The 16,450-nt window shown below is 49.1% G+C and carries 9 protein-coding genes; 7 read left to right on the top strand and 2 right to left on the bottom strand.

Translation table 11 applies throughout. From position 1 onward, the window contains the following. Window positions 1-32: 32 nt before the first annotated feature. The 4 genes from GC101_RS19185 (at window position 33) to GC101_RS19170 (ending at window position 6,702) form a co-directional block, all read left to right on the top strand. The gene (locus GC101_RS19185) at window positions 33-803 is read left to right on the top strand and encodes an alpha/beta hydrolase (protein WP_171718528.1); all 771 of its coding nucleotides are present in this window, start codon (window positions 33-35) and stop codon (window positions 801-803) included. A 1,097-nt stretch (window positions 804-1,900) separates the two neighbouring features. Further along, on the top strand, window positions 1,901-3,100 hold the full coding sequence (locus tag GC101_RS19180; RefSeq protein WP_036702452.1) for a saccharopine dehydrogenase family protein: 1,200 nt from the start codon (window positions 1,901-1,903) through the stop codon (window positions 3,098-3,100). Between the two features lie 19 nt (window positions 3,101-3,119). Beyond that, the gene (gene nspC, locus GC101_RS19175; protein ID WP_171718677.1) at window positions 3,120-4,256 is read left to right on the top strand and encodes a carboxynorspermidine decarboxylase; all 1,137 of its coding nucleotides are present in this window, start codon (window positions 3,120-3,122) and stop codon (window positions 4,254-4,256) included. Between the two features lie 1,462 nt (window positions 4,257-5,718). After that, window positions 5,719-6,702 carry a phosphotransferase enzyme family protein gene (locus tag GC101_RS19170; RefSeq protein WP_171718527.1) on the top strand — a complete coding sequence of 328 codons (984 nt, stop codon included), beginning with the start codon at window positions 5,719-5,721 and terminating at the stop codon, window positions 6,700-6,702. Between the two features lie 166 nt (window positions 6,703-6,868). On the opposite strand, the gene GC101_RS19165 is transcribed toward GC101_RS19170, so the two are convergent. Together GC101_RS19165 and GC101_RS19160 are read right to left on the bottom strand one after the other, a co-directional pair. Next, window positions 6,869-7,456, bottom strand: coding sequence for a DUF2441 domain-containing protein (locus GC101_RS19165; protein ID WP_171718526.1), 588 nt, complete (start codon window positions 7,454-7,456; stop codon window positions 6,869-6,871). Window positions 7,457-7,471: 15 nt separating this feature from the next. Next, window positions 7,472-8,983 carry a stalk domain-containing protein gene (locus GC101_RS19160; RefSeq protein ID WP_171718525.1) on the bottom strand — a complete coding sequence of 504 codons (1,512 nt, stop codon included), beginning with the start codon at window positions 8,981-8,983 and terminating at the stop codon, window positions 7,472-7,474. A 233-nt stretch (window positions 8,984-9,216) separates the two neighbouring features. Between GC101_RS19160 and GC101_RS19155 the strand changes: the two genes are divergently transcribed. The 3 genes from GC101_RS19155 (at window position 9,217) to GC101_RS19145 (ending at window position 16,445) form a co-directional block, all read left to right on the top strand. Continuing rightward, entirely contained in the window at window positions 9,217-9,840 is a 624-nt protein-coding gene (locus GC101_RS19155) for a deoxynucleoside kinase (RefSeq protein WP_039303946.1), read from the top strand. Beyond that, on the top strand, window positions 9,837-10,490 hold the full coding sequence (locus GC101_RS19150; protein ID WP_039303943.1) for a deoxynucleoside kinase: 654 nt from the start codon (window positions 9,837-9,839) through the stop codon (window positions 10,488-10,490). Before GC101_RS19155 ends, GC101_RS19150 begins: the two co-directional genes overlap by 4 nt. Window positions 10,491-10,880: 390 nt before the next feature. Further along, complete coding sequence (locus tag GC101_RS19145; RefSeq protein WP_171718524.1) at window positions 10,881-16,445, top strand: hypothetical protein; 5,565 nt, start codon at window positions 10,881-10,883, stop codon at window positions 16,443-16,445. Window positions 16,446-16,450 lie beyond the last annotated feature (5 nt).

The raw sequence follows: 16,450 nt of genomic DNA, 5'->3' as shown, positions 1-16,450 counted from the left end.
TGCTGACGGAGGCCTAAAGGAGAAGTCACAGAATGGGAATAAAGTATATTCACATAGAGATACACGGCTGGAAATTGACTATACGTTTGCCATTCAGCTACGGTACGGAGCACAGGCGGTTTCCGGTAGCGTACCTGCAGGACGAAGGCAGTGTAATGAAGCATACGGCGAATTACCTGGACCATTTGTTCAGATCGCAGCAGCTGAATGAGCTGATCCTTGTCGGCGTTGCATCCAAGGACCGGAATCATGATTATACCCCGTGGCCGCTGCCGGAAGTGACTCCTGGAGCACCTTCGTTCGGCGGCGGGGGAGATGATTATCTGCGGGCACTGGCGGAGGAGATCAAACCATATATCGACAGCCATTATCTTACGTTGCAAGAAGCCCGGTTCACGGGGATTATCGGATACTCTCTCGGTGGACTAATCTCGCTGTATGCCTCTTACCGCTATCCTGAAGTGTTCGGGCGGATAGGCCTGTTATCGGCATCCTTCTGGTATGAAGGTATCCTGGACTACATGCGGGATCATCCCGTAGACAGAGCAGGGCAGCGGATATATATGTACTACGGAGAGCTGGAAGGCTGCTATAAGACCAATGCGCAGAAGGAAATGGCCGGACGCTCCAGGGCGGCGCATCAGCTGCTGCTGGAACAAGGCTTCAGCGGCGGTGATTTACTGCTGGAGTGTGATCCGCAGGGAACCCATGACCTGATGTTCTTCAGCCGGCAGTTCCCGCCGGCGCTGAGGTGGCTGTTTGGCGGAGGGGAAGCCGGTCCGGTTCGGGGGAACGCTGGGTGAAGCGGCAGACGGACTTGCTTGTTTATAATAACTGTGATGAATGGGACGGCAGAGATGCCGTTCCTTATTTTTTTTATTCCTGTACTTATTTGCTTGGAGCGGATAATTGTATTTCGTACACTTAAAAGACGGATAAAAATCGGATTTGGGCGGTTAACTGTATTCTGTACAACTAAAAACAGCGAAAGATGATTTTTTGAGACAGGTCAGCTAATATAACTGTATAGAGTGCAATTAAACTTGATATCTTACAGCGGATGGTGAATTTAGTTGCAGTAAATGCAGTTATAGTCTGGCGCGTTAGCTTCAAATGATCACCTAGCTCCAGTCCTGCACTCTCTTATCTGCTATTGGCATCAGCCTTGCGGTGCTCTGGCTTTTGCAGTTGTACTTTTTCTTATGGCGACAAATGTGTTGGGCGAAATTACGCATGCACGGCAAATTTATATAAAAGCATAATGCCCCTCGGACTCCTGGTCTGCGGGGTTTATTTCTGCGTTCAGAGTATTGGATTACCTGCGTTACACATAATAACCTTATGGAGCTGCTGCCGGCACTTCCTGACGCAGCTGTGCCGGTCAAGCAGTTAGTGCGGCGCGAAAAAGGGGTAAGTTACTATAATGTGCTTTCTTTACAGCTAGAAGAGCTGCCGGGAGGTGAACAGATTTTGCTGAAACAGATCGGCCTGTAATAAAGGGCAGTCCAGCCGTTTCCACTTAATTTTAAAATAAATCGTATGAAGATTTCTTCTGCTGTGATACAATTATCCAGTTGGCCTTGTGCATGGTTAATCGTCCGGTGCTCTTGATGAGCCCGTGATTGAATGAAGCTAATAAGCGCAGGAAAACGAAGCATTCCAGTGTATTGCTGTGAATTACAGAGTATTAATGGAGAAACCAACAGATTTTACACGGAACATATCATTTTTTGTCGTTTTTTATTGATTTATTGAGAAGGTTTCTGTATAATCAGCCTTGTTGATTTTTCATAGGATGTAGCCTGTTCAGCTTGATGAAACGAAACGACTGACAACGAAACGGATCCAGAGCAGCAAGGCTAATAACTAATAACTTAAGCAAAATTAGGGGGTTATTAATTTGGGAAAAGCGTTAATTATTGGCGCTGGCGGTGTAGCGAGCGTTGTTGTTCATAAATGCTGCCAGAACCCGGATGTATTCGAAGAGATCTGCATTGCCAGCCGTACGGTGTCAAAATGCGATGCTCTGAAGGAGAAACTGGACGGGGGCCTGACGAAGATTTCTACGGCCAAGCTTGATGCTGACAACACGGAAGAAGTCATTGAACTGATCAAGAGCTTCCAGCCGGATGTCGTGATTAATGTCGCTCTCCCATACCAGGATCTGACGATCATGGATGCCTGCCTGGCTACCGGAGTGCATTATGTAGATACAGCTAACTACGAACCGCAGGATACCGCGAAATTCGAATATTCCTGGCAGTGGGCGTACAAGGAAAGATTCGAGAAGGCCGGAATTACGGCGCTGCTCGGCAGCGGCTTTGACCCAGGCGTAACCGGTGTATTTACGGCGTATGCGCAGAAGCATTATTTTGACGAAATTCATACGATTGATATTGTGGATGCAAATGCCGGTGACCATGGTTATCCGTTTGCGACCAACTTCAATCCTGAAATCAATATCCGCGAAATTACAGCGAACGGACGTTACTTCGAGAATGGCGAGTGGATTGAAACTGCACCGCTGTCCGAGAAAAAAGTCTACGATCTCCCGGAGATCGGTCCGAAGGATATCTATCTTTTGTACCATGAAGAGCTGGAATCCCTGGCTGTTAATATCCCTGGCGTGAAAAAAATCCGCTTCTGGATGACCTTCTCGCAGAACTACCTGACTCACCTGAAGGTGCTTGAGAATGTTGGCATGACCTCGATTGAGCCGATTAATTATGAAGGTAAAGAGATCATTCCTTTGCAGTTCCTGAAGGCCATTCTGCCTGACCCGGCTTCTCTGGGACCAAGAACCAAAGGTAAAACGAACATCGGCTGTATCATTCAAGGTACCAAAGACGGCCAGCCAAAAACTTATTATGTCTACAATGTCTGCGATCACGAAGAGTGCTACAGAGAGGTTGGCTCCCAGGCCATTTCCTACACTACCGGCGTTCCTGCAATGATCGGGGCTATGATGATTATCAAAGGCATCTGGAACAAACCGGGCGTACACAACATCGAAGAATTCGATCCGGATCCGTTCATGGATGCACTCAACAAACACGGGCTGCCTTGGCAAGAAGATTTCTCGCCGACGCTGCTGGATTAGGGCTTAAGTCATGAAGGATATAGATATTGATATCAGCGCGCTGCCGTCCCCTGCCTATCTCGTGGACGAGCGTCTGCTGACGAAGAACCTGGAAACTCTGAACTACGTGCAGGAGCAGAGTGGAGCGAAGATTCTTCTCGCGCAAAAAGGCTTCTCGATGCATTCCATGTACCCGCTGGTGGGTAAATACCTGCATGGCGTAACCTCCAGCTCCCTGTTCGAAGCCCGCCTGGGCTTCGAGGAAATGGGCAAAGAGGTCCATGTGTATGCGCCGGCCTATGTAGACCGCGAGTTCGATGAGCTGCTCGGCTACACCGACCACATTGTGTTCAACTCGTTTGACCAATGGAGCCGGTTCAAGGAACGGGTGCAGAACGCACCGAAGAAGATCAGCTGCGGCATCCGCGTCAATCCGGAGTACTCCGAGATTGAAGTTCCGCTGTATGATCCTTGCTACAATTACTCCCGCATGGGCGTAACCCTGCCGAACTTCCGGCCGGAGGAGCTGGACGGCATCGACGGGCTGCATTTCCATACGATGTGCGAACAGAATTCAGACACGCTGGAGCGTACGCTTAAGGTTGTGGAAGAGAAGTTCGGCCAGTATCTGCACGGCATGAAATGGCTGAACTTCGGCGGCGGGCATCATATTACCCGTCCTGACTATGACCTGGAGACGCTGATCAAGTGCATCCGGCATATGAAGGAAACTTATGGCGTGGAGATTTACCTGGAGCCGGGCGAAGCAATTGCCCTTAACACCGGTTACCTGGTGGCGACTGTACTCGACACGATGCATAACGGTATGGATATCGCGATTCTCGATACCTCGGCCGAATGCCATATGCCGGATGTACTGGCGATGCCGTACCGTCCGGGCATCATCGGTGCCGGAATGCCGGGCGAATTCGCCCATACCTATAGACTCGGCGGCATGACCTGCCTGGCAGGCGATGTCATCGGGGATTATTCCTTCCCGGAGCCGCTGAAATACGGCGATAAGCTCATTTTCCTCGACATGGCGCATTATTCCATGGTGAAGAACCATATGTTCAACGGTGTGAACCTGCCGGCCATCTCTTCCTATAATGAGGAAGAAGGCATCAAGGTCATCCGCGAGTTCGAATATAGCGATTTTAGCGGCCGTTTGTCTTAAGTAAGTATAGAAGCGCTCCATCAGCTGCGGCTGATGGGGCGCTTTTTTGCGGTTTGAGGGGGGAGCGGCTCAGCCCGGAGCTGCGATCCTGCGGCTGTCTGGTTGCTGTTTACTATTTGCACACTGTGTATTGCCCATTGCGCCTGACTGCTCACCACCTGCTGCCTATTGTCCATTAACCGCTCATTATACTACTTACAACCAACATAATGCTCACCATACAACACACCATACAACACACCATACAACGCACGATACAACCTATGATAAAGGTCAGCGTACAACACCATACAACGCACCATACAACACATCATATTACTCAACATACAACCACCATACGACCCACGATAAAGCTCAACGTACAGCACGCCATACTGTTCACCATACAGCCCACCATACTGCTCAACATATAACCACCATACGACCCACGATAAAGGTCAGCATACAGCCCACCATACAACCCACGATAAAGGTCAGCGTACAACACCATACAACGCACCATACGACCCACGATAAAGCTCAGCGTACAACACGCGATACTGCTCACCATACTGTTCACCATACAACACACGATACTACTCAACATTCAACCTACGATAAAGGTCAGCGTACAACCCAGCTCAAACCACATCAATACAACCCACTACTTACAGCCCGCCACTCCTGCTGCTCCCTAATCCGCCGACCTGCCGGAAATGTTGCATAAAATACAACAATTCGCGGCGCGAATCGGCTAAATAAGGGGAATCTTGCACAAAATACAACATTTTGAAGTCTAGATCGGCTAATCGGCTTAAAATCTTGTAAAAAGTACAACAATTCGTGAATGCGACCGTCAAATGGACGAAAATCTTGTAAAAAGTACAACAATTTGTGTATGCATCCGCCAAATGGGCGAAAATCTTGTGAAAAGTACAACAGTTTAGCTCCGTTGAGCTCCAAAAGGAAGCGAAGGAAGCGAAGAAAGTGAAAGAATCAAAAGAATCAAAAGAATCAAAAGAATCAAAAGAATCAAAAGAATCAAAAGAATCAAAAGAATCAAAACAGTCAAAGGAAACAAAAAACCTAAAAACTCCCTAATGTGAGTTTTTACTGCGGGAGAAGGGACACTGCTGATGTGAAGTGTTCTGGCTTCTTTTCGGCGAGATTTACTTGTAAAACATACTTAAAAAAGTTTGTTACATTGCCCTTAATCTGCATCTGGCGTAGCATTGAACAGAGAATGATTTGAACGTGAAGGGAGTGAGCGGCATGATTAAGATCGGCCGGGTTATACGAACGGGGAGCTGCAGCAGTTGCGGTGAGAGAAGCGCAAGACGGAAGAAGGAACAGAGTAGAACAATGAATAAAGATAAAGGACAGAGGATAGAGAAAGAAAGCTGAAGACTGCGAGCCCAAGAATGGCCATTCAAGTTAATGCTGCGTCTTCCTCTGTTGACTAACCTATAGGGAGCTGCTATGCATGCTGAAATTACAATATCTACACAAGAATGAGGAACTGGCGGCGATGCTGCTGGGGAACTGGGAACATGATCCGGAGTCGCTGCATCTGTTCCAGTATTACCGGATCTCTTCCAATGCGGTGTATCCGTTTGAGAACACAGGGCATAGCCAATTGCTGCGGTTCGCGCCAGTAACTGAGAAGCAGAAGGACAATATACTGGCAGAGCTTGAGTTCATCGCTTACCTGCGTGAGCACGGGTATGGTGTGCTTGAAGCAGTAGCCTCGCGCACAGGATCAGAGCTTATTGAAGCAGAGACCCCATGGGGGCCATACTATGCTTCCGTATTTAAGCGGGTAGCTGGGGTGCAGCTGGGCAGCACAGAGCTTAATGATCACATCATATATAAATATGGTGAAGCGCTGGGCCGGCTTCATCAATTGTCCAATGAATACACGCCTTTACAGCCTGGCAGATGGACGCACAAGGCTGTGCTGGAATGGATTCTGTCCGTGTTGGCTGATTTTCCCGGGGAAGAAGCGGCTGTGGCCGAGACATGGTTGCTGGAAGAATATTTTGCCGGACAACCTGTCACGCCTGAGAATTACGGGCTGATCCATTATGACTTTGAGCCCGACAATGTGTTCTATGACGAGGCCTCGGATACCATCAACGCCATTGATTTCGATGATGCGATGTACCACTGGTACGCTATGGATATTGAACAGGCACTGGATAGCCTGGAGGGAGATGCAGCGCCGGAGGAATATGAGCGCAAGAAGCAGATCTTCATGAACGGCTATGTCAGCCGCCGCCCGCTGCCGCAGGACGGACCCTCCATGGCAGCATGCAGACGGTTCGCCGATCTGTATGGCTATGCACGGATCTTGAGATCCGCAGCGGAGCAGGCAGAGAATGAGCCGGATTGGCTGACTTCGCTGCGAAGCCGGCTGGCAAATGCATGTGCGGCCAGGGCTTCGCGGTTTGGCGGGCCGATCGGGTAAGCATAATCTGGAATTAAGCTGACCTGTACAGCGGCCCGGCCCGGCTGAGTGGTGTCAGCAGACAAATCAGTAGTAGGCTTACCTGGAAACTGAAACAGCGACAGCAAAGGACTTAAGAATGAAGTCCTGGACTGTCGCTGTTTTATTTAACTAACATTATACTACATTAGAATTCATCAATGATTTCTACGACTTCGATTATACCGTTAATCAGCAGCTCAGGAAGCTGGTTATGGTTATTGCCTTTCCAATATTCCCGGGCTTGTTCGATTTTGCGGGAGAAAGGGAGGCCATCCTCTTTTGGCAAAAGAGTACCGTCACCTTCAAAGATCCTCCCGTTCACGCGAAGTTTAACGATCTGCAATACTTTTCGATGATGAGATACGAAGATTTCTTTCCATTTCAGAGCGTCTTCATAGCTCTTTGCAGCATACAAGCACGACAACCGGGAAGGATATTCAGGATATTCCTGCAATCTGACCATTTCAACGAGTGCTTCTCTTATCGCCCGGATGGTCTGCCCCATATATCTAAGGGCCACATCTGCATTCTCTTTATCCATGCTTATGCCGTCATTTGTATAGTGACCGTGAAAAATTTGCATAAAGTCTTCACCTTTGGAATTCATCTGTTCCTTCTCAAAAAAGAAGTGATATAAGGTGTTTTTTTGGTTTTGGTCAAAATTGATGATCTGCCCCAGGTTCATTTTGTTCCGGGTTACAATGTGATAAACATACCATTCGTTATCTTGCATAGACTGCTGCTCCCCCTATTTCAGACTTATTGCAATTCTGCTCTCCTGCGGCAGCCATTCAACCGTGGCCCCAAGCTGTTCGCTGATGAAGCGCAGCGGCAGATAGACGGCACCATTGACTACAAAAGGCGGAGTAAGCAGTGTAATGCTTTTACCATTTACTGTTGTGGCTCCGCTCACGGTATTAATCACAATCGTCAATGGCGATTTATCTTTCCCGGTGCCGGTAATGGTCGCTATCTTATCCATAGAATAACCGACGGTGGCCCCCATCTTGCTGAACAACGAGCGCAGCGGAATGAAATTCTGCCCGTTCCGGGTAATTACCCCGTTCGTGAAGGCGACAGATTCGCCGTTCAGGGTGACAGAAATCGGTTTTTGCATCAGGACAGGGTTTTTATAGCTGAACTCATAGGTGCCGTACCCGAGCTGAGCATTCTTGTTCACACCCCAGCCCCAGAGGGTGCCGTCTTTCTTTTGCATAATAATATGTCTTCCGCCGCCCTTCATGGACTGAACATCGGAAGTGAGCAGAGTGAACGGAGCGTCCGGGGACATCCGGGTCGTCTCAGTAGAAGCCGCGTATACCTTACCGTCTGAGGTCAGCGCAACAATAGAGTGTTCGACGATGTAAGTATCGGTCACCTTACTGATTCCTGAGAAAAGGACGGGAACGGGTTGATCCGCATAAGTAGTTCCATCGGAGTATCCTGTGACCGTTGAGCCCCAGAACCATAAACGGGATTGCCCGTCAATGGCGAGCCGGGTACGTCCGTTGTTGCGCAGAATACTTACGCTGGATAAGGCGGGCATGCGGGTGGCTGTAAGCTTAGAAGCATCGCCTAGAGTCTCCGGTTGATAAGAATTCTGGATAGGCCAGGTCCAGACGCTGCCGTCCTTGCGGAGCGCGTAATTCTGTTCAAGCTGGGTGATGTCCGTCAGACTAGCTACAGGCGTGAGGGTGGCAAATTCGTCAAAGGTGGTCCATACTGTACCGTCCGTCTTCAAGAACAGGAAACGCCGCCAATAGCTTTGCCCGTTACTCTCGCTGTATCCGGAGACAGCAGCAACTTGATCTATACCGGGGACTGGTGAAAAAGAAGTCGTCTCCGCACCGTCAGGTGTCGTCACAGCAATAAACACCTTGCCTTCTCCGGTGATTGCTACTCGGCGGCTCTCCAGGCTTAAGAAGTCCGTCATATTCGTTAATTCAGCGATCGGAGTCACTTCTATTTCCAACGTCCGGGCGTTGGTCTCCCAGTTCCAGACAGAGCCGTCCCTGGCCGTAACCAGTGCGCTGTTCCACAGGGGAAAAGAAGCTTGTACATCACTTAACCCCTGAACCTGTGTAGGGACAGATTTGGTGTCGCCCCAGACCCAGAGGGAACCATCATCCTTAATCAGATCATTGGCTCCATAAGAGGCGATCCCGGAAGCACTTGCGGCTGAGCCCGTCTCAGGATTACCAATGCTCAGAACCGCGGTCAGACCCATGATCAAGCTCACAAGCAGATTTCTTTTTTTCATAAAAGCATCCTCTACCCTCAATGTTTTTTACTGATATAGGTAAATAAAAGAATATATTTCCTTCCATATAGACGCTGTATGAGGGCGGAAAGTTTCTTTGAAAATTAACCGTTCATAGCCGGCCCTCCTGTGTTACAATGATTTAGTCTGTTTTTTGTGGAATTTGATTTGTGCACCGATATTTAATAAGCTGTACCCGGCATTGTCCGTATTTGAGGAGGAAATCAGCGTTAATGAAACATGCACCTTTTATAGCCGTGGAGGGTCCAATTGGAGCCGGTAAAACAACCCTCGCCACGATGCTCGCCAGCGAAATGCAGCTTCCGGTCATTAAAGAAATCGTGGATGAAAATCCGTTTCTGGACAAGTTCTATCAGAATATGGACGACTGGAGCTTCCAGCTGGAGATGTTTTTTCTCTGCAACCGGTTTAAGCAGCTTGAAGACACTACGACCCAGTACATAGATAAAGGTAAGCCGGTCATTTCGGATTATCATATTTATAAGAATCTGATCTTCGGGGAACGGACATTGAAGGGATCGAAACGGGACAAATACCGGGAGATCTATCATATCCTGACTGATGATTTTCCGAAGCCGGATATCATCTTCTACATTCGTGCCGATCTGGATACGCTGCTGGCCAGAATTGCCAAACGCGCCCGTACGTTCGAAGAGATCATTGCGCCTGCTTATCTGCAGCAGCTGATCGAGGATTATGACGATGCGATGGCTTCACTGGCCCGCCGCGAACCCTCTACGGTCATTATTACCATCGATGGCAACAAAGTCGATTTTGTAGAGAACCCGGAAGACTTCGCCGCAATCGCAGAACAATTAAAGGAGCTTATGAAATGAACTCATACAACATCCCGGACAATGCAATTATCACGGTAGCCGGCACGGTGGGCGTCGGCAAATCGACACTGACCGCAGCACTGGCGGAACGCCTGCAGTTCCAGACGTCACTTGAGCAGGTAGATCATAATCCGTATCTGGAGAAGTTCTACCATGACTTTGAGCGGTGGAGCTTCCACCTGCAGATCTATTTCCTCGCGGAACGCTTCAAGGAGCAGAAGAAGATGTTCGAGCTGGGCGGAGGGTTCGTGCAGGATCGTTCGATTTATGAGGACACAGGGATTTTTGCCAAAATGCATGCCGATCAGGGCACGATGTCAAAAACCGATTATGAAACTTACACCAGCCTGTACGAGGCGATGGTGATGACGCCGTATTTCCCGCATCCTGACGTGCTGATCTACATTGAAGGCAGCCTGCCTTCGATTCTGACCCGGATCAATGAGCGCGGGCGCGAGATGGAGATTCAGACGGATGTCTCCTACTGGGAGCATATGCATGGCCGGTATTCCCAGTGGATTAACGAGTTCAGTGCCTGCCCGGTGCTGCGACTGAACATTGACGAATATGATGTGAAGGATGCTGCCTCCATGGCGAATATCCTGCATAAGGTAGGCGCGGCAATTGGCCGGGCTCCGGTGGGGAAGTAAGGATTTTATTTTAGCGGATGGTTTGTGAGATCGTAAAAGATAGGGATGTTAAGAAGCGGCACCAGTTCATCTGGGGCTGCTTTTTTTGTGTTTTTAGACATTTTTTTTAAAGAAAACGCGACTTTTTTCATATTTTCGGGACATTTACCCTATTCAGGACCATTTGAAACGACTTTTGTCGAGATTTGTTAAGAGTTTGTTTAGAGCGGCCTGATAGAATGGATCGCAGATATGATAATTGCAGTAATAAGAATTTAATTGTTTTTGGTCCGCGGGAAGGCAAGTGAAAGGAGAATGCGGGAGCTAAGGGAGCTAATAGATACTGCAGCGAATCTTGCTACACGCCGGACAGGAAATGATGAACGAATAAGGGGGAGCATCACATTGTTAATGAGCAGGAGATTGAAGAAATATACCTCGCTAAGTTTGATTCTCAGCATGTTGTTGTCGTTAATACCCGGTTCCTTTAGTGGCCTGGCAGAAGCTGCGGGTGATGATTTTGAGGTAACGTTTGCGAACGGACAACATGTCGGCAATCTAAGCTACGCTGCGGACAATACATTTCTCAACTTTTATACCAAGGTGGAAGGCTTCAAGCAGACAGAGGAAGACAAGGATGCCAAATACGATTGGGCCAAAGGAGATATCTTTGCCGGTGTCGATGATAATGAAGCAACGGTTAAATTCCAGGTGAATGTAGCCGACAATACCATTCTAAGGAATATGGCGGAGAGCGGACATGCCGAGATGCTTACAGGGTTTGCCGTGCTACGGCGTCACTCCGGGTTCTTATGGACCCGTCATTCGTCCATTACCGTAAACATTGACGGAAAAAATATTATCAATGAACGAACAGGCAGCAGCCAGCGGTATAACAAGTCGGCCAAGGCCATCATCAAACCTAATTCTGTTATTACCATTGAGGTCTGGGGCGAAGGCGATGACGACGGTGAAGCAGCGGGTGTGCGCGGGTTCTACCTCAAGTTCCAGGATCTCAAGCGTCCGGTCATCGATAACTATACATTCACCGGCAACGGTGCTGAACGGCTGAACGAGAATATTAATCAGCAAGAGCTGTATGTAAAAAGAGATGAGAACATCACGCTCAGCTACAATTTCAGTGAGCCGGTCAGACCGACTACGGTAGTGAAAGATAACTCTGACTACTTCCTGCGGCACAAACTGTTCATTAATGATCCGGACACCGGACTTCCGGCAGCCGGACAGCAGCAGTATCTGCAGAATACAAGCTTTACTAGGGACACTTTAACTTCCTACCAAAAGAAAATTTCCTATAAATATACAGGAGTTCCTTTTCATAACAGCAGTAATCTTCCTCTGAGACCGCTAATTACCGGGGGAACCACCGGCGGGGCGCAAATGGATCTGTCGCTGGATAATAAATTGAAAGAAGCCGTGCTCAGTGATGCGGCGGGGAATAAAGCAGTTGTAAATCTCAACACTGTACCGAGCAGCGGCAGCAATGCCTGGCTGAATAATAAAAGCGGGAACCCGTTTGATTTCGATCGGGGCGGCTTTCGCGTCATCGTGGATGCAGTGCGACCGAAGTATTCCAAGACTGCTAACGGCATTCAACCGGAGATTCTGACTGGTGTGACGCTGAATAAGGGAGATGTTATTGACTTCACCCTGCAGATGACGGAAGAGGCAATTGCCAAAACCGGCTGGGATGAGAAGAAAACCTTCATCCTGTTCAATAACGGAATGAAAGCTTATTATGTTGCAGGCAAGAATACAAGAAATTGGAGCTTCCGTATGACAGTGCCTGACGGACTAACTGTGGAAACACCGTTGCTCAAGGCCATCGCCGTATCTAATGATGCCAAGGGCGGCAGCTTGCCTATCAATATGGATACGGATGTTATCCAGGATTACGCGGGCAACCTGATGATTCAGCCCGCTAACTTCGATGGAATACATGAAGAGAAGATTCCTAATATTGATGGTGGTGACTTCTCGCTCGCCAACTCCAAGATTGACTGGGCGAACCTGTTCATCGACAATACAAAGCCGATTATCGGGTACCGGTTCGAGGCACAGGGCGCGAGTGATACAGCCTATTCGAAAAAAGGTAAGGTAACGATCGATGCCAATGATCCTTCGATTAAAGTACCCCACCTTGATCCGACTGAAGCAGACCGTGGTGCAGAACGGCCGAGCCGTGGAATCTACCGGCCTTCGAATATGAGTGCGGAAGCATCGCCTTCCGTTGGACTTGTCTACTACTGGTGGAGTCAGGATAAAGCGGATCCGTTTGCTTCTGTAGCCGGAGACAATAACGCGGCACTCAAGCGTTACGCGCTCTCTGCCAAACAACCGTCGGAAGAGCTGTATCCCGGAGAATTCCAGAATGTACAGCTGTCGGTAGTGAATAACAAGACCAACCTGCTCTCTCCTCCGCCTGAAGCGTTCGAAGCCGGAAACAGCGGTGAATGGTACCTGCATACCTGGACAGCGGATATGACCTGGGATTCGGCCAGAGAACTGATGCAGTACGAGAAGAAAAAAGCTTATGTGGCGAGCCATCAGTCGCAGTATGATGCCTGGATTGCAGAAGCACCGGGTTCGAAGGCAGATAAAATCTTCTATGCTGACAATCAGGCACTGGCCGCTGTTGGACAATACGGCGACCTGAGTGTCTGGAAGGTTGACGATTTCAAACAGGATGATTCCAACTGGACCCATGAAGTAGGTATCCTGAAGCTGGACAATCAGGGACCTGCCATTACAATGGCCGCCGAGGACAGCACCACTGTGCAAGCACTTGTAAAGGACCCGCATAGCGGCGTCAAGAACGTGCAGTATCAATGGGTGAAGGACGGGGATTCACCGCAGGACATTAAGTGGGCCGATACATCATACTCCGGGAATACCGTAACCCGGTCTACTTATGAGGATATTGATGAGGATGGCGCTTACTGGCTCTATCTGAAGGCACTCGATAATGCGGGCAACGAAACGGTCAAGACACCGCAGGAAAAGGCGGTTGTTGTGAGTTCAGAGGCTACGATTCCGACGCAGTTCACACCGGAAGCTAATCCTGACTACGTTCGGAGTCATGATGTTATGTTCCAGATCAGCGGAGTGACCCCGGATTATGTGGGCTATGCCTTCAGCAGCAGCTCCATTCATCCTGAGTCCGACAATGAATATACAGGCCTTGAAGCAAGTACGGAGCTGATACAACCTCTGTCCGTGGACAATTCCTTAGACAGCGGGGAAGAGACTGCTCAGCCTGAAGCTCCAGCAGAGCCGAATGCTCCGGCAGAACCGGAAGTTACGGCAAACATCGGACCGGTGGCTATTCTTAAGCTCCTGTCCGAAGGACCGGTTCAGCCTGAACTGACCCCACTGGCGGCTGAAGAAACTCCGTCACCAGAGAGCGGTGCCGAGCCGGCAACTGCACCTGCTGCTTCAGCAGGCGCCACTGAACCGGCAGCAGTAGGCGCAGCGGAGCCGGCAGAAGATAATACGGATTCCAAGCTGGCAGCGATGGGACTTAATGCTTCTGTAAGTGAAGCCACCTACAGCTATGTCATTCCGGCTAAATCTGAATTGAACGGAACGCAATACATTCATCTTATGGTGAAGCACAGCGACAGAACGTATTACTATTCGAAAGCTTATTATTTTGACAATGAAGCACCGGTGGTGTATTTCAGCCCTGATGCTATTGCTTACCCGTTGCCGCAGCAGAAAACGCGGATCAGCGTGTCGGAATTCTATAGCAAAACAGGACTTGTCAGCAAATATAAATGGGTCAAACAAGAAACAGGTGCAGAAGTACCTACAGAGTCTTCTACAGAATGGAAGGACGTTCCGGCAGGCGGTTCGGTGTCCATAGACGACAAATCGCTGGACGCGGGACAAATTGCTGAATACCGGTTATATGTACTCGCGGTTGACGGGGCAGGCAACAGCTCTGTGACGGCAAGCGGAGGAACCTTCAAGGTATCAGCATCTTCCAAACCGGAGGCACCTGTATCCGATGCGAAGTCTTCTCTTATCTATCTGTCCGGTGATGCAAAGGATGGATACACAGCGATTGTGAAGCTGAGCCTCGAGACAGAGGACAAAACGGGATATGAATATTCGGTATCACCTGATAACGGTGCAAGTTGGATCAACTGGAAGCCTTATACCAACTTCGTAGCCGTGAAGGTTCCGACTGGTGATCCGACACAGCTGCAGGTGTGGGTCAAGTACAGAACACCGGGCGGGTTGATCAGTGAAGCGGCCAAGCTTGATATCGAAGGCGCTTCTACAACCGAACAGCCCGTCTATGCGCTTGCAACGCTCAGCGTGAACAGTCCGGTAAATGCCACGGTTGGGGCAGATATTGAGTTCACGCTTCCGCCGGGTATCCGCGTGATGCCTTCGAAGATTAACCCTTCGGTGCCTGTGCGGACCGGAAACTCATTCAAGATCTATGAGAATGGCTATTACAGCTTCGATCTGACCGATCTCGGTGATCCGGACCGGACAGATACCCTGTATCTGGTTGTGAAGAATATTGACGGTACGCCTCCAGAGGGAACGGTTGAATACTCGAACATGGAGCGTACGAACGGTAATGTGGTTGCTTATCTTCAGAGCACCTCTGAGCCTGTAACGATTACTAATAATAGCGGCAAAAATGCCTACACCTTCAAGGAAAATGGCACCTTCGTCTTTGAGATTAAGGACGCGGCCGGGAATACAAATACCGTCGAAGCCACGGTAAAGAACATTAACAAAGAAGCTCCGAAGGTGAAAGTGGTCCGTTCCTACCAATATGGCCTGAACGGCAGCAGCACCTTCAATACCGTGAAGGATAATAACGGCAATGTACTATTCTCCACCGGCACTACAGTAACGGTTGAGAAGGCAGATGCCTCGGCTAAAGCTATTAACATTATCAGTCAGGCCAAGAGCATTACACTGACTGAGAATGGAACAGCCTCCTTCACAGTTGTAGATGAGTACGGCAATACGACAGTCATTAAAGAGAAGGTTACGAATATTCTCTCCGCACCGCCTGAAGCTGATAAAATTGCCTACACCTTTGTAGATGCGGAAGGCAAAGCGGTTCCGGCCGATCAGATTGTTACGATCGGCGGACAGAAATATGCCAAGGGTAAAGTGAAGGTTACGATTAGCGGCAGCGTCACAGCACCTAATAAAATGTTCTTCGGAGTAAGACCTATTGAGGGCGGAGCGGCGTATTCGAATCAGATCAGTAAAGCTGATGGAACGTTCAGCTACTCACGTGACTTTGAGAGCAGCGGGTCAGCGGTAGTCGCCATCTCGGATCTTCTGGGCAATGTGAACAAGGTTCCGGTTACCATAGCGGGTCTTGATAACACACCGCCTGAGCTGACACTGAATAACGAAACAGCAGGTATTGTCCAGAACAAGAAGGACTTTAACTTCCGCGCAGATCTCGGCGGCTTCACAGTTTCCGATAATGTATCGGAAGCAGCGGGTGTGAAGGTATCGGTCAGCGGGCTGGATCTGAGCAAGCTTGGACGCCAGCGTGTAGCTTATACGGCGGTTGACCAGGTAGGGAATGAGACGGTTGTATATCAGGATGTGGTGGTCGTGAAGGATGGCGGACTGCTGATCTTCGGTAACGATACCTTAATCTCGGCATCCTCCGGCGAGTCTGCACTGTTCAATACCAATACACTTACCTTTAAGGTATCAGGCTACAACATTATGAAGGTAGCCGGAGTAGACAAGGTCAATCAGGCAGGAACATTTGATATTCTGTATTACCCTGGTTTGTACCGCGAAGGACAGCTGAAGCTGGTGAAGCAGAAGCTGACTTATGACGAACTCGTGAGCAGTCAATTTAAAGTCACCTTCCCGAAAACAGGCTGGTACACGATTGTCGTGAGAACACAGGAGCGGGACCGCGAGTTTGCCACCTTCTTTATTGGCAACATGAAATAAATGAA

Origin of the sequence: Paenibacillus phytohabitans (genome assembly GCF_013141775.1) — a bacterium.
GTDB lineage: Bacteria > Bacillota > Bacilli > Paenibacillales > Paenibacillaceae > Paenibacillus_AQ > Paenibacillus_AQ phytohabitans.
The sequence above is the reverse complement of the archived record's forward strand: the minus strand, read 5'-3'. Positions and strand labels throughout refer to the sequence as shown.